The sequence below is a fragment of the Kibdelosporangium aridum genome, assembly GCF_900176515.1.
Lineage (GTDB): Bacteria > Actinomycetota > Actinomycetes > Mycobacteriales > Pseudonocardiaceae > Kibdelosporangium > Kibdelosporangium aridum.
In genome coordinates this window covers 45,598-63,104 of the sequence record NZ_FWXV01000020.1, presented here as the reverse complement: position 1 = coordinate 63,104, position 17,507 = coordinate 45,598, and the positions used below count along the sequence as shown (strand labels likewise).

The following is a 17,507-nucleotide window of genomic DNA, read 5'->3' as shown; positions in this document are numbered from 1 at the left end:
GACGACAGCCAGCAGCCCAAGACAAAGTAGACAGTCCTCTTGAGACTACCCGCACGAGAAATTGACAGACCCACACCGCGAGTACCTCGCGGTGCAGCGCGTCGGCATCGGCGTGCAGTCGCTCGGTCTGTTCTCGAGTGAGGTTGAGTGGTTCGCCGAGCTGGTGCCAGGTGGCACTATCCCGCGTCAGGACCCCGGGTGGGGTGGCGGAGGAGCCGGTCCGATCCCCGCGCCGCCCTCCTCGAACACATCGGTGAACGTCCAACAGGAGATCGAGTCAGCCAGCCCGGCACACCGCAGATAGGACCTGGCGATGTAGGTCGCCGCATACACCGTGTCGTGGATGGCGTCGCGGCGTCGAAGGCGTAGTCGGTCGGGTACAGATGCGTCGTCACGAAGTCCACCGGGACGTCGCGCTCAGCGCACCACTCGAGGAACTCCGCTATCCATACTGGGCGCCAGTCGAGCGTGTCGACGTCGTCGGCCACCGCCGTGGTGTGCTCGGCGCGCTCACCCCTTTACTGCCCCGGTCAGACCACTGACGATTCGGCGTTCGAAGATGGAGAAGAAGATGAGTGCGGGGATCATCGACAACGAGACGAACGCCAGCACGCGCGCGGTGTCCACCGAGTACTGCGATGCGAACGCCTGCACTCCCAGTGGCAGGGTGTACAAGTCGTTGTCGCTGAGCAGGAACAGTGGCAGCAGATAGCTGTTCCAGCTCGCTACAAAGGCCAAGATCCCTACGGTTATTACGCCGGGCAGGGACAGCGGAACCACCATCCGGACGAAGAAGCCAAGCCGGCTCGCGCCGTCGATGAGCGCGGCCTCCTCCAACTCCTTCGGGATGGCTCGCAGAAACGGCACGAGGATGATCACGGTGGTCGGCATGGCGAACGCGATCTGCGGCAGGATGATCCCGGCCAAGGTGTTGGTCAGTCCGAGGTCGCGCACCATGATGTAGAGCGGGGTGATCGCCACCGTGACGGGGAACATGAGTCCCGCGGTGAAAAGCGAGTACATCAGGTGCTTGGCCTTGAACGGATAGCGGGCGATCACGAAGCTGGCCATGAGACCGAGCACGACGGCGCCAACCGTGGTGCCCACCGCGGCGATCACGGAGTTGATGAGCTGCTGCCAGAAAACCTCGCCGGTTAGTAGCCCAGTGTAGTTGCCGACCTCCCAGGGCTCTGGCAAACCGGCCGGCGACCGGATGATCTGGGAGTTCGTCCGGAACCCACCCAGAATGATGTAGACGGCGGGCGCCAGACACAGTCCGACCAGGGCGAACGCGACCAGGTAGGCGGCCAGGCTCCCTCGTCCGGTCACAACCCAGCGGCCATCCCCGCGAGCGGTCGTGCCGGATGCAACAGCTGTGGACATCAGGCCACACCTTCAGGCAGCGCGCCCTCGGTGTCGCGGCGCAGCACATACCGCTGATAGATGAGCGCGATCACGAGCGAGATCAGGAAGATCACCACGGCGACGGCGCTGCCGTAGCCGTATTCGCCGGAAGTTCGGCCGTTGGCCACCATGTAGGTCGCCATCGTTGATGTCCCGGCGGTGTCGGCCACGTACTGGCCCCAGATCACATACACCAGGTCGAACACCTGCAGCGAGCCAATGATGGACAGGAATGCCCAGATCCTGATGGTCGGACCGAGCAGCGGCAGTGCGATGTGCCACTGCGTCTGCCAGTACGACGCGCCGTCGATCGCGGCCGCTTCGCGCAGCTCGTCGGGGATCCCTTGTAGACCGGCGAGCATGAGGATGACCGCGAACCCGATGTACTTCCACACCAGGATCAGCATCAGCGACCAGATCGCGACGTCCGAGTCGGCGAGCCAATCCACCGCCAGACCACCGAGCCCGATCCGGTCCAGCACGTCATTGACCGCACCGGTGGGGTGCAGCATGAGGCTGAAACCGATCGCGACGATGACCTCTGAGATCACATACGGAACGAAGATCAACACGCGGATGAGAGAACGCCCGCGCATCTTCCGGTTCAGCAGCAGGGCGATCCCGATAGCCACCGGCCCCTGCAGGATCAGCGACATGACCAGGATGAACCCGTTGTGCCACATCGCCTCGAGGAACGCGCCGTCGGTGAAGATCAGCTCGTAGTTACGCAGGCCAACGAACTCGGTCGGGACCCCGTAACCGCTCCATTTGAAGAAGCCGTAGTACCCGGCCATGAGGACAGGCACGATCACAAACGTGACAAAGACGACGACCCCCGGGCCGGCGAGCAGCGCAATCTCCGCCCACCGCCGCCAGGGCACTCGACGACCCTGAGCCGACCCACCGGCCGGGGCCAGCGCCTCGGCGGCGCTGGCCCCGGTCCGCGCACTGTCCGGCACGTCGCGGTTTACGTGCGCGGCTGCCTCCATGTGGTCGACTCCCTAGTTCCGGTCGGCCGCTTCGGTGATCGCCTTGACCAACCCCGCAGGAGTCGTCTTCCCCGTCAGCAGCTCGATGACCGCCTGGTTCAGCACAGTGCCGACCTTCTGGCCATAGTTGGTATCCAGGAAGTTCGACACGTAGGTCGCCTCGTTGAGGGCGCCGATCATCTGCTTGTCGTAGTCGTTTTTCACCACGTCCTGGGCGTCGGCGTGCAGCGGTATGGAACCAAACGCGGTGTAGAAGCTCTCCTGGTTCTTCTCCGAGTTCATCAGCGCGAGGAACTCCCCGCACAGCTTCTTCGGCGTACCGGCCGAGCAGGAGAATCCGCCCTTGCCGCCCATGAGCGCTTTCGCGTCACCTTGGCCGGACGCCACCTGCGGGAACGGGAACCAACCCAGGTCGGGAAGCGGTTCCTTGTTCGGAGTGAGGTCCTTGACCACGCCCGGCTCCCAGTTTCCCATGAGCTCCATGGCCGCCTTGTGGTTGGCGAGCAGGCCGGCCGAACTGCTGGCGCCCTGCTGCGCGGACGTGTTCAGGAAGCCTTCGTTGAACGGCTTGAGGGCCGCTAGGTCGACGACGTCCTTGGCCGCCTTCTCGTAGCACGGGTTGGAGAAGTCCAGCGAGTTGTTCGTCGCCTCAAGGGTGTCTGTCGAGCACTCGCGTAGCGCGAAGAAGTAGTACCAGTGGGCGGCGGGCCAGGCGTCCTTGCCACCGAGCGCGATCGGGGTGATGCCGGCGCCCTTGAGCTTGTCGATCGCGCCGGCCAGCTCGTCGACCGTCTTCGGGATCTCGGTGATGCCTGCCGTCTTGAACAGATCCTTGCTGTACCAGATGCCACCGGGCTGCACCAGCTGCGGCGCGGCCAGCAGCTTGCCGTCGATGGTGAGCGCTTGGTACGACACGTCGCCAAGCTTCTCGCGTAACTCAGGGGAATCGACCGCGCTGCCAGTGAGATCGAGGAGCTGGTTCGCCTTGGCCATGTCCCGCATCTTGCCGCCGCCGCGCTGCATGAAGATGCTCGGTGCGTCGCCGGAGTTCAGTGCCGTCTGGAGCTTTCCGTCCAGCTCCTCGTTCTGGATGTGCTGGGCCTTGACAGTGACGTTCTCATGCGAGGCCTCGAACTCCTTGGCCACGCTGTCGAACCAGGCCAGGCCGGCCTCGCCGGTGAAGTTGGTCCAGACGGTGAGGGTGTACGGATCGCCTTCCTTGTAATCGCTGGCTTCCGGACCTGTCGAACAGGCCGACAGTGCGAGGGCTGCCGCCATCGTGCCTGCCAGAACGCCAAGCGTCCTGGAGCGGTACCTGCGTGTCATCATTGACGACTCCTTTGGTTGGCCGACGTTCGGCATTGGCCCGCATCGCGGCGGGTCAGGTGAGCTGGAGCTCGGCTGTGAGGTAGGAGTGCGGCGGCAACTCGACGAGCAGGCCGCGCGGATGTTCGCGCACACCGTCGAACCCAGCGGGTGCCACGGCGGACGGACTGTGCGGGGTGTTGTGCGACGCGGGCGTCGGTGCGGTGAGGATCCGCGCGCCGCGGCATTGTGCGGTGCGCCCGCGCAGGTCGAGCACGACCTCGGCCGGGGAGCCGATGTCCAGATTGGCCAGTGAGACGAGTGCGCCGTCGTCTTTGGTCGACGCCGTGACCGAGACGAGGCCGAGTTCTCGCCCGTCCGACTCGACGGTCGGAACATCGCGCAGGTGGACGTCCAACGACGCCGCGTCATGGTGGCCCGTGCTCATCTCGAACACGTGGTAGGTGGGCGTGCGCACGAGCGCGCCGGAATCCGGGTCAGTGAGCAGCACGGCCTGGAGCACGTTGATCGTCTGGGCGATGTTGGCCATGACCACCCGGTCGGCGTGCCGGTGAAAAGCGTCGAAATGCACCGCGGCCACCAGGGCATCGCGCAACGTGTTCTGCTGGTAAAGGAACCCCGGATTGGTGCCTGGCTCGACGTTCCACCAGGTGCCCCATTCGTCGACCACGAGCCCGACCTTGCGGTGCGGGTCGTAGCGGTCCATCACCGTGCTGTGCCGAGTGAGGTACTCCTCCATGAGCGAGGCGCGGGACAACGCGACGTACCACTCGTCTTCGGTGAAGCGGGTCGCCGCACCCTTGTCCGACCAGGAACCGGTCATCGTGTAGTAATGCAGCGACAGCGCCTGAAACGGAGCCGCCGGCGCAACCGGGTCGGCAGCCAGGTCGTCGAACGAGCGCATCATGGTCTCGGTCCACGCGTAGTCGCCGTCACTGGGACCGACGGCGATCCGGTAGACCTTGTTGTCACCCTGGTCACGCACGAACGTCGAGTAGTGGCGGGCCAGGGACGCGTAGTGTTCGGCCCGCATGTTGCCGCCACACCCCCAGGCCTCGTTGCCGATCCCCCAGAACGGGACGCGCCACGGCTTGTCCCGCCCGTGTGCCCGGCGCAACGCGGCCATCGGCGAGTCGCCGGCACGGGTGAGGTATTCGACCCACTCGGCCATCTCCCTCACCGAGCCGGAGCCGACATTGCCTGACACGTACGGCTGTGCGCCCAACAGCTCACAGAGATCGAGGAACTCGTGGGTGCCGAAGGAGTTGTCCTCGACGACGTCACCCCAATGGCTGTTCACCATCCGCGGACGGTGCTCGCGCGGCCCGACGCCGTCGCGCCAGTGGTAGGTGTCGGCGAAGCAGCCCCCCGGCCATCGCAGGTTCGGGATCCGCAGTGCCCGCAGCGCCTCGACGACGTCCGCGCGGATGCCGCGCACGTTCGGAACCTTCGCGTCCTCGCCCACCCAGAACCCGCCGTAGACGCACCTGCCCAGGTGCTCGGCGAAGTGGCCGTACACATGCCGGGAGATGATCGGACCAGGCAAGTCCAGATTGATGATCGCCGTAGTCGTCATGTCGCCTTCCGGTGTGGACGGTGTCTGCGCCGCGCTTGAACTGCGAAACTTTCGTAGTTTATCGTTATACTTTCGACCGGAAAGAGTCGCGACTAGACACCCCGTCGTCAAGCCGAACACTGCGCATCGTCGCCATTTTGTGACTGATCGTCGCCACACACCGATGCCCAGGTCCCGCACCCGAGTTGAGAGAGTGACCGTTATGAGACGACGCACCGTCACGATGAGCGACGTGGCACGCGAAGCCGGCGTGTCGGTGATGACCGTGTCGAACGTGCTCAACGACCGGTCGAACGTCGGGGCCGACACTCGACTTCACGTACTGGAAGTCGTCGACCGGCTCGGCTACGAGATCAACCTGAGTGCCCGGCGTCTTCGATCGGGGCGGACCGGCACGGTCGGCCTGATCGTGCCCAGGTTCGACTTGCACTATTACGGCGAGTTGGCGTCCCTGATCTCGGACGCACTGGCGGCAGACCGCATGCACCTCGTCGTCGAACAGTCGGGCGCCAGCCGTGAACGCGAGCTCTCCGCGCTCTCGCTCGCCCGGCTCCAGCAGTACGACGGCGTCCTGCTTGGCGCTGTCGGACTAGACATGGCCGATCTCGATCGGATCCATCCGGACCTGCCGATCGTGCTGCTCGGCGAGCAGGACGTGCCAGACCGCTACCACCGCGTCCAGATGCGTAACGTCGCCGGAGCGCGACTGGCCACCGAGCATCTGATCACCTGCGGCGCGAGACGAATCGCGGCGCTGGGCGGCAAACTCACCGCACCTCGCCCGGAGATGGCGACCTATCGCGCGAACGGCTGGGCAGGCGCGCTCGCCGACGCGGGCCTGGATCCCCGCCCTGACCTCGTGGTTCCACTCCACGACTATTCGATCGCGGAGGCACGAGCCACGATCACTGATGTGCTGGCTGCAGGACTGAAGATCGACGGCATCTTCGCCGTTACTGACGAGGTGGCGATCGGCGCCCTGGCCGGCCTCCACGATGCCGGGTTGCGCGTTCCGGATGACGTCCAGCTCGTCGGGTTCGACAACCTCGATATCTCTCAGCACCTCGCCCCCGGCCTGACGACCATCGACCCCGATCGCCCGACAATGGTGGCCGAGGCGCTGCGCTTGCTGCGCCGACAGCTCGCGGACAAGAACGCCGCCCCGGAACACATCGTCAGCACCGTCTCGCTCGTAACCCGAGGCAGCACCAGAAATTAGACCCCTGTTCGGCGAAGGCGCGGGACGCCAAGGTGGCGCACCACCTGTGGGAGGTCTCCGAGGAACCGACCGGAGTCACCTTTCCGCAGCACTCCCGGCCGGCCGCCTGACCGCCGGCACAGCTCAACGCTCCAAAAAGGACACGGCGGTCCCCTTTGGAGCGCGTGACTTCGGGTCAGGGCTTCACAGAGGGCGGCTTCTGGTACGGGCGGGTCGCGCCGGTCTCGGCGTTGTGCTCGGTGACCTTGATGCCCTGTTCCTCCAGCTTCGGGTACTCGATCTCGTCGAAGACGTTGTCGGGTCGGGGCGTATGTCCGAAATGGACTTCAGTCGAACGCGTTCCATTATGTGGGTGGGCTGGGCGATTCTCCGCGTGCCTAACGGTTGCGCGACGCTTTTGCACGGAGGTACAGCGCTGACGGAGGTAGCTGTCGACCCGCTATGCGACTGCGTTGGGTTCCCCGGGGTGGGTAGTGGATTCCCCCGGACGGTGGGCTTGGGCGCGTAGGTACGTCACCGCGGCAGCGCCTGCGATGAGCAGCGCCGCCACCAGCAGGAGCCCCGCGTGAATGCTTGTGTGGTGGACGGCGTCCAGTTGGCCGCGTTGTTGGTCCGGGTCGGTGCCGGCAAGCGCTGTCAGTACGCCGGTGCCGCCGAGCACGAGTGTGGACGTGAGCGGTCCGAACGACGCGGGTAGGCCGTCCACGGCCACTGGTACCCGCGCCACGGATGCGACCATCACGGTGGCGGTGGCGGCGAAAAGCGCCAGTAGGCACGCGCCGGCCACAGGCAGTTGGTGGTCGATGAGCCGCTCCGGGGTCCCGTCGGTAGCGGCCGCGGCGATGACCAGGACGATGGCGGACACCACCGCGAGGCCGACAGCCAGGTGCTTGCGCCAGCGTGACGCCGTGGCCAGGCATCCGGCGGCCACCCCGACCGCGGCGGCGGTCCAGCCGAGTACCGGGTCGACCGCGACCGAGTACAGGGCGAGCATCAGCGGTGCCGTGATACCCAGTTGGGTGAGTGCCGCGGTGGCCGTGCTGAACGCGACCCGGGCGCCGGCAATTGCGCACAGGATGGCACCGCCGATGAGGATGACCAGGCCGATGATCGCCGGTAGGACCTCCGGGTGTCTGGCGAGTTGGCGGCCCGACATACCGAGCGTGCCGTTGACCAAGTCTGAGTTGATGAACACCGCCACCAACGGAAGCAGTACGGCACCGACCATCGCGGTGATGATCCGTGCCGACGGCCGGTTCGCTACGGCCCAGTCCGTACGTCCCTTGATGGTCACAATCGCCAGCACCGTCCCGGCTACACCGACGACGGTGAGGGCGACGTGCCAGAACTGGGTGGCGGTCGGCGCTGCAAACCACGTGGTTCCGGTCAGCCCGGCGGCGAAAACCTGCGCGCCGATCCCAAGCGCCACAACGACAACACCCTGGGTCTTTGCGCCTTGGCGGAAAAGTTGTTGGGCGGCAGCGAGAACCGCGATGAACACCACTGACGGCCCGCCGCTGGCCGCGACCATCAACGCGGTGTGGGACAGGATCGTGTTCGGCAACACCGCTTGCAGCGTGACGGGCAGAGAAATCACAGTACCGACCAACAACAGCCACGGCCACAACCGCGTCGCGAGCACGACGACGAGTACGGCAGCGAGCACGGCGACCATCGGTACGGCCTGCTCCCACACCGCGTACCGACTCCAGCCGCTCGGTGTCGCCAACGCAATGAACGGCGCCAGCGGCATGCTGCGGTAACCGCTCAGTGATGCCGCCACGATCCCGAGTGCGGCGCATGCCGCGACCGTGGCGAGCAGGATGGTACGTTTTTCAGTCCCCCCACGCATGCGGGCGACTGTAGCGGAGCCCGTGGCGTTGGTTCTCGCAACGCCGACACGGTCAGGTCACACTCTGCCCCGGAGCATCCGCTCGATCCCGTCCAGGACCCGTTCGAACAGGCTGGAAACCGGAAACTCGCGCCGATCGACACAACCGGGAGCGGGCTCGGACAGCGCGCGCTTCGATGTCGTCAGTACTGAAATGTCCCAAGCGCCGCAATGCAAGCGCGCACCCTTTACTCTGCCGTACCAGTACTATCCGGCCGGTCAACGACAGCCAGGGGGACGCATGTCGACGCCGGACCAGTCCAGGGGTAAAGCGCTCAAGATCGCGCTGCTCATCGTGATCATCTCGGTGCTGCTCGTGGCCGGTGTGCTCATCACGTCCCGGATCGTCTACCTCAGCACGGACTCAGGCGTGGAAACGCAAGGCAAGCGGCCGTACACGGCGTGTGTGGTGAGCCAGCCCGCGCTCGACAAAGCCAAAGTGTCGGTGAGCACCGAGGGCACCATGAGCGGCGACTTCCATTTCAGTTGCACTTACGAGACCCGCAAGGGCTCAGATGGCGGCACCAGCAGCAAAGCTGAAGTAACGGTGACGAAGGCCGCGGCCGAAGCCGTTGAGACGAACGCCGACAGCGTCTTCGACGAGTTTTCAAGTGGCAGGACGATGGGCAATCCGATCGTACTGGAAGCCGACTACGAGTTCGGCAGCCATCGGAAGTTGTCCTTGGCCACAATCGGCAAAGAGACATTCGTCGATCTGTACGTCCTAAATGGAACGATCCTCTACAAGATCACGTATTCCAGCTCCACCAAAGGCTTCTTCAGCGATCGCCCGACGTCCGCCGATGCGGTGGAGGTGCGAGTTCTGACCATCGCCCGTGACATCGAAGACCGACTGGAAGATTGTTCCGCATTGCCCTCCACAGGACAGACGCGCGCCCAACGTCGGCTCGAACAAGCCCGCTGCCCGTTCGCCTACGAGGATTGAACACCCCTTCCGGGCATGGCAAGAAACCATGCCCGGAAGCAGCGTTCTCAACGAGTGTCGGCGTAGCGGCATAGGCTCACCAGCTCGTCCGTGGCGCCGAACATGATGAACCGCTGGCCGCCGACGACGTTGCCTGTCCTGGTCGAGAATGCGGTAATCCAGTTTGACCTGGGCGATCGCGACATCCGACGATCTGCGATCGTGTCCGTCCGCCTGGTCTACCGACTCTCTGTCCAGATGCTGTCCTGGCTTGCTCTGCTCGCTCGGTCGTCGGCAACGAAGGACGCGGAGATACTCGCCTTGCGCCATGAGCTCGCCGTGCTGCGACGCAACAACCCAAGACCTCGCCTATCCTGGCCGGATCGCGCGGTCCTGGCCGCACTTGCCCGAATGCTTCCCAAAGCCCTACGCGTCCACCGGATAGTCACACCGGCAAAGTTGTTGTACTGGCACCGCAAGCTGATCGCCGCGCGGTGGCGACAGCAAAAACCGCCGGGCCGGCCGCCGATCAGCGACGAACTGGCCACTTTCATCCTGCGCCTAGCGAAGGAGAACCGAACCTGGGGCGTGGTTCGCATCCAGGGCGAACTGCGTCGCCTCGGCCACCGAGTCGCCGCCTCCACCATCCGCAAGACCCTGCGCGCCAACGGAATCCCGCCATCGACACGCCACGATGACACCTGGCGCACCTTCCTACGAGCCCAGGCCAGCAGCCTGCTTGCGATCGACTTCTTTCACGTCGACACCGTGACACTGAAGCGGCTTTACGTCGCGTTCGTCATCGAAATCGAGACACGCAGAGTCCACCTACTCAGCATTACCGATCATCCGACTGCGGACTGGGCGGCCCAGCTGGCCCGCGAACTTGCCAGCGGCCTGGAAGAGGCCAGCCACCGATTCACATACCTGATTCGAGACCGTGACGCGAAGTTCGGTACCGCCTTCGACGCGGCCTTCGCCTCTATCGGCATCGAGATCGTGCTCACCGCACCGCAGGCTCCGCGGATGAATGCCTTCGCTGAGCGCTGGATCGGCTCCGTCCGTCGAGAGTGCACCGACCGGATCCTCATCACTGGAGAAAGACACCTACGCCACGTACTCGACGTCTACATTGCCCATCACAACGCTGGGCGCAGCCACCAAGGCGACGGAATGCTTCTGCGTGCGCCCCACGACGAACCGAACACGATCCCATGCCCGACCCCGATCAACGGGATCCGACGCCGACAGTGTCTCGGCGGACTACTCAACGAGTACCGACCTGCTGCGTGAAAGTCCAGGCCAAAACCGGTAACCGAGTTTTCGACCAGGACAGGCTGGGCCAGGCTGGTCCCACTCGTGGAGTGGGAGCTGGTCATGGCTCGTCGTCCGGATATGTTCGTCCGGCAGCTGCCCATGGACGAAGGCCGCAAGCTGCAGCGGATCACGCGAACAGCGAAGGACCCGGTGAAGCCGCGTCGGGCGATGCGATCGATGGACTCGCAGACAGCGTAGTCGAAGCGCCCCTTGAAGCACGACCAGCACCAACCGAAGTAATCAAGAAGGTCGTCGTGGTGGGCGTGCGCTTGCCGCAGCGCCTGCGCACGTGCGCTCGGTGCGGCAACTCGTGCTCGACCACCTCACCACGGCCGACCTGCAGGCCCTCGTCCGCCTAGCAGCCAAACTGCGTGCATTGTGTCGCTGCGGGTCAGCTTGCCGGGCGAGCATTGAGTGGTGACTCAGAACTCGACCGGCAGGGTGTCGTAGCGCTTGCCGCCCAACGGAGGGACGAAAGTCCATTGTGGAGCTTGGTTGGCGGCCGGCTGGATACCTGGCAACCGTTCGAGCAGCAAGCGGAAGCACTCGCCGGCCTCGACCCGGGCAAGCGCCGCACCCAGGCAGTAGTAGGTGCCGATACCGAAACCCAGGTGCCGGTTGTGCGCGCGTGTGATGTCGAACCGGGCCGGATCCGGGAACACGACAGGGTCATGGTTGCCGGCATACACCGCGAGATAGAAAAGCTGGCCCGCACCGAAGTCCTGCCCGGCGACGCTCACCGGCTCGGTGCTCTCCCGCACGACCGAGACCACGGGGCCGTCGCACCGCAGCATCTCCTCGACCGCCGAGGCCATGAGCTCGGGCCGGGACTTGAGCTGGGTCAGCTGATCAGGGTGCGCCATCAACAGCGTCAGGCCGTTGGCGATCAGGATCGCGGTCGTTTCGTGCCCGGCGAACAGCAACAGCACACAGTTGGCGACGATCTCGTCCTCGTTCACCACTCCGTCCCGCTCCGCGGCCGCGAACATGCTGATCAGGTCGTCCTGCGGGTGCGCGCGCCGGTCGGCCACGATCCGGCGCAGGTAGTCCTGCATCTCCAGGACACTGCGTTGGCTGGCCCGCAACGCGTCCGCATCGGCGTAATGTAAGACCCCTTCGATGTCCTGTGACCACCTCCGCAACTGCTCGCGGTCGCCAGCGGGCATCCCGAGCATGTCGGCGATGATGTTGGCAGGCAAGGGATAGGCCAGGTCGCTGACCACGTCCATCCGGCCATGCGGCTGTTGCGCGTCGAGGATCGAACAGTTCGACAAGCCGACGGCGCACGTCGTGGTCCGCCGGGTTGTCGAGTACTGGGTGCGGCAGGTGATCTCCGCATCGAACAACCCATACGAGGCAATGCTCGACGCTTGCGCGAGTGCGGCATGACGCGCGAGCCAGACAGCGCGCCCTCAGCTCTCTTGGACGTATCGGTCGACCACGTGAAGATGTACGTGGCCGACACCCAAGCGGCAGCCGAACAGTGGTCTCGGCTGTACGGGCTGACGGTGTACGCGGTGAGCCACACTGAGCAGTCACAGGAGCGCTCAATCGCCCTGGGGCATGGCGACATCCGGCTGATCGTCACGCAGGCTTTGGTCGAGGACCACCCCGCGACTTCGTACGTCGACCTACACGGCGAGGGCGTCGCGGACATCGCACTACGGACCACGGATGCGACCCGCGCGTTCGAGGTGGCGGTCGCGCGCGGCGCGCGGCCAGTGTCCCCTCCGACGACTCGTGATGGTGTAGTGACGGCGACGATCGTGGGTTTCGGAGACGTGATGCACACGTTCGTCGAACGATCCACTGAGGACAGCCGACTGCCCGGTTTTCGAGCTGTCCCCCATGACAGCACGGACGGCCCCAATCTGTACACGATGGATCATTTCGCGGTGTGCCTCGAGGAGGGTCAGCTCGACCCCACCGTCGAGTTCTACCAGGATGTACTCGGTTTCGAGATGGTCTTCCGCGAGCGGATCATCGTCGGCCCCCAGGCAATGGACTCCAAGGTCGTGCGGAGCCACTCAGGCAAGGTCACGTGGCAGGGCGGCAATCGCGGCAGTTCATGGACCGGCAACGCCACGTTCCCGGCGGAGTTGCGCCTGGTGAACGCACCGGACGGCCCCTCAGTGGCCCGTACCCCGGTCACCGAGCTGGACTCGTTGCGCGCCGACAGCAAGAGCTGGCGGAACGAGACGGTGAACTCCGCAGACGGGCGCAACCTCTTCGCCGGGATCCTGGCCGACACCTACGAGATCACCGCGCGGTTCGACCTTCAGGGCGCGACCGCCACGCAGTTCGGTTTCGCGCTGCACAGCCGCAGCGACGGCACCGCGGACCGCTCGGTCGTGTACGACCGCAAGGCGGGCACGTTGTACGGCAAGGCGTTGGCGCCCACCGACAACGAGATCAGCATGCGGCTGCTGGTGGACCGCGGCCAACTGGAGATCTTCAGCGGTGACGGGCTGTTCTCGGTCGCCGACAACGTGAACTTCGACTCGGCCGCGGTCAGCCAGGGCATTCGGCTCTTCGCGACCGGCGGCGATGTCCGGCTGAAGAGCGCGACGTTCGCCCGCCTCAGTACGAGCTGGGGCACGGCGCAGCCGACGCTGGAGAGCACCCTCGCGGGTCCGTGGCACGCCAGCGGCGGCTCGTGGACCGACACCAGCGGGGGCAAGCAGGGGCAAGCCACGGGCGACGCGTTCTACCTGAGTGCAAGCAGCGCAGGCGATACCGTCTGGCTGGGTACCGCGCAGGCCGCCGGGCTGACCTTCCGCGCCACCGGGTACACCGCGAACATCGACACCAACGGCGTGGTCAAACTCTGGCGCCCCGACCGGGACATCGCGACCTACAGCACGCCGATCGCCGCAGGCAGCACCCACCATCTGAAAGTGGAGACGACCGGCGACCGGATCAGGGTCTGGCTCAACCACGGCACCACCCCGGTCATCGACGCCACCGACACCGCCTACACGTCGGGACTGTTCGGCGCGAACGTCTACCACGGCTCCGCGACCGTCCAGAACCTGAACACCGGCTCAGGCGGCTTCACCGCGTTCTCCTCCGGACCATGGACAACGCGTGGCGGCACCTGGACCACCATCCCCGACGCATTGCACGCGAGTTCGTCCGGGGACGGCTTCTACCTCAGCGACCGCACCGGAACCGACTTCGGCTACGAAGGCGACGTATCGGTCACCAACGGCACGGCAACCGGTCTGACGTTCCGCGCTTCCGCCGACGGCGCTGGCTACACCGCGAACATCGACACCAACGGCGTGGTCGAACTCTGGCGCCCTGGTCGTGACATCGCGACCTACAGCACGCCGATCGCCGCAGGCAGCACCTACCACCTGAAGGTGCAGACGACCGGCGACCGGATCAGGGTCTGGCTCGACCACGGCACCACCCCGGTCATCGACGCCACTGACAGCACATACGGCACTGGTAGGTTCGGGGTCAACGCCTACGCCGGGAACACCACGGCGCAAAACCTCACCATCACCCGACGCGTTGAGTTGTCGCTGGCCGCGGGGCCGGTACAACCGTTGTGTGGCTTGAGAAAAGCAGCCATCTGTTGTGTAGTTTGGGATCGTGACCACGGGCAGGCTCGACGGGCACTACACGATTCTCGTCGTCGACATCAAGGAGTACAGCCGGTTCACCACTCGGCCGAAGCAGCTCGACGCCAGGAAAGGCGTTTATTGGGCGTTGCGGGCCGCATTCGATCGGTCCGGGATCCCATGGGAGAAGTGTATTCACGAGGACCGCGGCGACGGTGTGCTAGTGCTGATTCCCGGTCAGCTCTCCAAAATCCCGCTCGCCGCGCCGCTGCCGACCGAGCTGGCGCGTGCCCTTGACGAGCACAGCGCGGCGCTGCCGGAGCACGAACGGATCCAGCTGCGGGTCGCGGTGCACGCCGGCGAGGTTGCCGGAGACAGTTACGGCTACACCGGAACGGCCATCAACCTGACCTTCCGGCTGGTCAACTCGGCGCCATTGCGTGGGGCGCTGGACAAGTCCGACGGTTTGGTGGCGCTCGCCGCGTCGACCTGGTTCTATGACGAGGTCATCCAGCACCACGCCTCGGCGCGGCCGAAATCTTACCGGCGCGTTTTCGTGGAGAACAAGGAAACCCGGATACACGCGTGGATCAGCCGCCCGGACGACCCGTATCCGGATCGGGTATCCGACGACGACGTCATTCCGGACCGCGATTTCGAGGAACGCTACGTCGACTTCGTCCGGGAGGACAACTCGGGTTTCGAGCTGTTCAAGGTGGCCAGGCGGCGGGGATCCCGGGACTATTCCTTCGACAAGTACTACGTCGTCCCGCCGATCACGCGACGGCAGGCGGCTACGTCCGCCCCAGAGCTGACCGGCGCGGGCACGGACTCCGCCAACGCCATCGCCGGCGCGCGTCGCGTGCTGCTGCTCGGCGGAGCAGGCGCAGGCAAGACGACCTTCCTGACGTGGCTGGCCAACGACGTCGCGCGCCGGCATGACGAGGAGGGCCCATGGCACCGGGTCGTGCCGTTCCTGATCTCGTTGCGCCACTTCTCGGAAACCAACCTGCCGGACGATCTTGAGCGACTGCTGGCCGCCGTCGCGCCCGCGCTCGCTGAGGAGAAGCCGGCGGGCTGGGTCACCGAACTGTTCGGGTCCGGACGTGCGATGCTGCTGGTCGACGGGCTCGACGAGCTGGTGGAGAATCGCCGGGCAAAAGCCCAGCGCTGGATCGAAAAGTTCGTCCGCTCTTATCCGGACGCGCGTTATGTCGTGAGCACCCGGCCGTCCGCAGTGGACGATCACTGGTTCGTCGACACCGACACCGCGATCGGCCTTGATCGCTTCGAGCTGCCGGAGCTCAGCCGCCCCGGCCTCGGGCGGGTGATCGACCGCTGGTTCGCCGCGGCGGCCGACCTCGAGCCCAGCGCCGAGCAGCAGGAGCTGCTGAAGAGCTACCCGCAGCGCCTACGGGCCGAGTTGGACACCCGCCCGAACCTGCGTGGCCTGGTGTCCAGCCCGCTCATGGCCGGGCTGTTGTGCGCGCTGTACCGCGAAGACCAGTACCTGCCCCGAACCCGCCGGGATCTGCTCGACCAGGCACTGGACCTGTTGCTTGCCCGCTGGGACGACACCGCGCACCGCGGCATGGCCGTCGTCGGGGAGCTCGACCTTGTCAAAACCGAGAAACAGATCCTGCTGGAGCGATTCGCCTCGCCGATGGTGCGACGCAACGAACTGTTGGTGCCCAGGCCGGACGCGCTCGACCGGCTGGGCGAGGCGAAGAAGGAGTTACGGGCCCAGGCCATCGACTCCGGCCAGCTGCTGCAGCATCTGCTGGAACGGTCCGTGCTGCGGGAGAACCCGGCCGACCACAAGATCCAGTTTCTGCATCGCACGTTCCGCGACTACCTGGCCGCAGCCGACATCGTCAAGCGGGGCAGCCTGGACGAACTGGCCAGCCGGGCGCACGAGGATTCCTGGTACGAGGTGGTCTTCATGGCAGCGGCCCGGGCGAGAGAGGGCGAGGTCGCCGATCTGCTCGACGCCCTGCTGCGGCGCGCCAGGCGCAGCAGCACCGACCGCTCGACCGCCGACCGGCTGAAGCTGGTCGCGGCGGCGTGCCTGGAGTACGCCGACGTGGTCGACCCGTACAGCAGGCGCCTTGAAGTGGAGAAAGCAGCTCGCCAGCTGGTGCCACCGGCCGACGTGCAGCAGGCGGAGATGCTGGCGAAGGCCGGCCGGTTCGTCGTCGGCCTGCTGCCCGGACCGGACGAGCTGACCGGGCCGAACCGGGACACGGCGGCGGCCGCGGTGCTGCGGACCCTCGCGCTGGTCGGTGGTGAGGAGGCGTGGGAGAAGATCCGGCCGTTCACGGCGATGCACCAGTCCACGGTCGTCGAGGAGTTGTTACGCGGATGGCGGACCTTCGACTTCTCCGACGAATACGCCGCCGATCTGCTATCCAAAGTGGACTTTGGCGAGCGGGTGCTGAACGTCCACCGCTGGGGGATGCTGTCCCCGCTCCGGCACTTGACCACCCTGCGCGCGGTGAAGCTGATCGGCGATCTCGCGCTGGTCAGCGACCGCGACGGCATGCGCCCGCTCGCAGCTCTGCAGCGGCTGCGCCGACTGGAGATCGCCTCCAACGAGATCGTGCGAGACCTGCACCCCTTGGCGGACTGTGCCGTACTGCGAGTACTGATCATCTCCGGCTACAGCGCACTACGGGACCTGTCCGGGCTGAAGGGTTCCCCCGTGCAAGAGCTCCGCCTGCTCACGATCGGCCGGACGGTGCACGGCTATCCCAGCCTCGGCACGCTGGCCGGAACTGGGTTGAGCTCGCTGACGATTCGCCACCCCGGGCTTTCCGGCGGCCTCGACCCGCTTCCGGCTGACCTGCCACTGACCGAGCTGGCGGTGCACAACCGCGCGGACAGCCGATCGCTGCTGGGCATCGAGCGATTCCCGCTGCTGGCCAAGGTAACCGTCACCGGTGTGCCGCAGCCCAAGGAGATCGCGGCGCTGTGCGCGCTGCCCGGACTGCGCCACCTCGTGCTGCACGATGCGCACCCAGTCGCCGACCTGGCCCGGCTGCAGCCTCTGGCCGACCGGCTCGACGTCCTCGAGCTACGCGGCGTGGACGCGCCTGATGTCCGGTCTGCAATGAAGGCAGTCGGCGGCGAGCTCACCGCGAAGTTACGCACACGCGCGCATTCCTGATGCACAGGTGGAAAAGAGCTGTTATCAGCGCGGAACCTCGGCGGCAACACCAGGTGCCCGCGAGGACACGTGAACCACCAGTCCCCCTTCACGAGCGGTACAGGCCAAAGCAGCGATCCGGATCC

At 65.7% G+C, this 17,507-nt stretch carries 13 protein-coding genes and 1 pseudogene; 7 read left to right on the top strand and 7 right to left on the bottom strand.

Annotated features, from left to right (window positions below):
• The first annotated feature begins 61 nt into the window (after nt 1-61).
• Nucleotides 62-304, top strand: a complete 243-nt coding sequence (locus B9C43_RS57280; protein WP_160097375.1) for a hypothetical protein — start codon at nt 62-64, stop codon at nt 302-304.
• 61 nt (nt 305-365) lie between these two features.
• On the opposite strand, the pseudogene B9C43_RS60355 reads toward B9C43_RS57280, so the two are convergent.
• The 5 genes and pseudogenes from B9C43_RS60355 to B9C43_RS52565 all read right to left on the bottom strand — a co-directional run.
• Nucleotides 366-488 (bottom strand): annotated as a pseudogene (locus B9C43_RS60355) (hypothetical protein); the annotation flags it as partial.
• A gap of 22 nt (nt 489-510) precedes the next feature.
• Nucleotides 511-1,383: a carbohydrate ABC transporter permease gene (locus tag B9C43_RS52580; RefSeq protein ID WP_033384541.1), complete on the bottom strand. Its 873-nt coding sequence runs from the start codon at nt 1,381-1,383 to the stop codon at nt 511-513.
• A complete protein-coding gene (locus B9C43_RS52575; RefSeq protein ID WP_084434725.1) occupies nt 1,383-2,393 on the bottom strand; it encodes a carbohydrate ABC transporter permease in 1,011 nt (336 codons plus the stop codon). Before B9C43_RS52575 ends, B9C43_RS52580 begins: the two co-directional genes overlap by 1 nt.
• A gap of 12 nt (nt 2,394-2,405) precedes the next feature.
• Nucleotides 2,406-3,722 (bottom strand): ABC transporter substrate-binding protein, encoded by a 1,317-nt coding sequence (locus B9C43_RS52570; protein ID WP_084434724.1) that lies wholly within the window; start codon nt 3,720-3,722, stop codon nt 2,406-2,408.
• A gap of 52 nt (nt 3,723-3,774) precedes the next feature.
• Entirely contained in the window at nt 3,775-5,295 is a 1,521-nt protein-coding gene (locus B9C43_RS52565) for an alpha-N-arabinofuranosidase (protein ID WP_084434723.1), read from the bottom strand.
• A gap of 202 nt (nt 5,296-5,497) precedes the next feature.
• On the opposite strand from B9C43_RS52565, the gene B9C43_RS52560 reads away from it, so the two are divergent.
• Nucleotides 5,498-6,514 carry a LacI family DNA-binding transcriptional regulator gene (locus B9C43_RS52560; protein ID WP_200826110.1) on the top strand — a complete coding sequence of 339 codons (1,017 nt, stop codon included), beginning with the start codon at nt 5,498-5,500 and terminating at the stop codon, nt 6,512-6,514.
• Between the two features lie 439 nt (nt 6,515-6,953).
• On the opposite strand, the gene B9C43_RS52555 is transcribed toward B9C43_RS52560, so the two are convergent.
• Nucleotides 6,954-8,366: a hypothetical protein gene (locus B9C43_RS52555; protein ID WP_084434722.1), complete on the bottom strand. Its 1,413-nt coding sequence runs from the start codon at nt 8,364-8,366 to the stop codon at nt 6,954-6,956.
• 280 nt (nt 8,367-8,646) lie between these two features.
• Here B9C43_RS52555 and B9C43_RS52550 point away from each other — a divergent pair, with 280 nt between their 5' ends.
• The 3 genes from B9C43_RS52550 (at nt 8,647) to B9C43_RS52540 (ending at nt 10,845) form a co-directional block, all read left to right on the top strand.
• Complete coding sequence (locus tag B9C43_RS52550) at nt 8,647-9,351, top strand: hypothetical protein (RefSeq protein ID WP_084434721.1); 705 nt, start codon at nt 8,647-8,649, stop codon at nt 9,349-9,351.
• Nucleotides 9,352-9,552: 201 nt separating this feature from the next.
• Complete coding sequence (locus B9C43_RS52545) at nt 9,553-10,623, top strand: integrase core domain-containing protein (protein ID WP_084434750.1); 1,071 nt, start codon at nt 9,553-9,555, stop codon at nt 10,621-10,623.
• Between the two features lie 84 nt (nt 10,624-10,707).
• Complete coding sequence (locus B9C43_RS52540) at nt 10,708-10,845, top strand: hypothetical protein (protein WP_200826109.1); 138 nt, start codon at nt 10,708-10,710, stop codon at nt 10,843-10,845.
• Between the two features lie 224 nt (nt 10,846-11,069).
• Here the strand turns inward: B9C43_RS52540 and B9C43_RS52535 are convergent, their stop codons facing one another.
• Nucleotides 11,070-11,993 (bottom strand): cytochrome P450, encoded by a 924-nt coding sequence (locus tag B9C43_RS52535; RefSeq protein ID WP_235039357.1) that lies wholly within the window; start codon nt 11,991-11,993, stop codon nt 11,070-11,072.
• 39 nt (nt 11,994-12,032) lie between these two features.
• Here B9C43_RS52535 and B9C43_RS52530 point away from each other — a divergent pair, with 39 nt between their 5' ends.
• Nucleotides 12,033-14,513: a GH32 C-terminal domain-containing protein gene (locus B9C43_RS52530; RefSeq protein WP_160097373.1), complete on the top strand. Its 2,481-nt coding sequence runs from the start codon at nt 12,033-12,035 to the stop codon at nt 14,511-14,513.
• The gene (locus B9C43_RS59255; protein ID WP_327225473.1) at nt 14,434-17,382 is read left to right on the top strand and encodes an NACHT domain-containing protein; all 2,949 of its coding nucleotides are present in this window, start codon (nt 14,434-14,436) and stop codon (nt 17,380-17,382) included. The genes B9C43_RS52530 and B9C43_RS59255 overlap by 80 nt, the downstream gene beginning before the upstream one ends.
• The last annotated feature ends 125 nt before the right edge of the window (nt 17,383-17,507 follow it).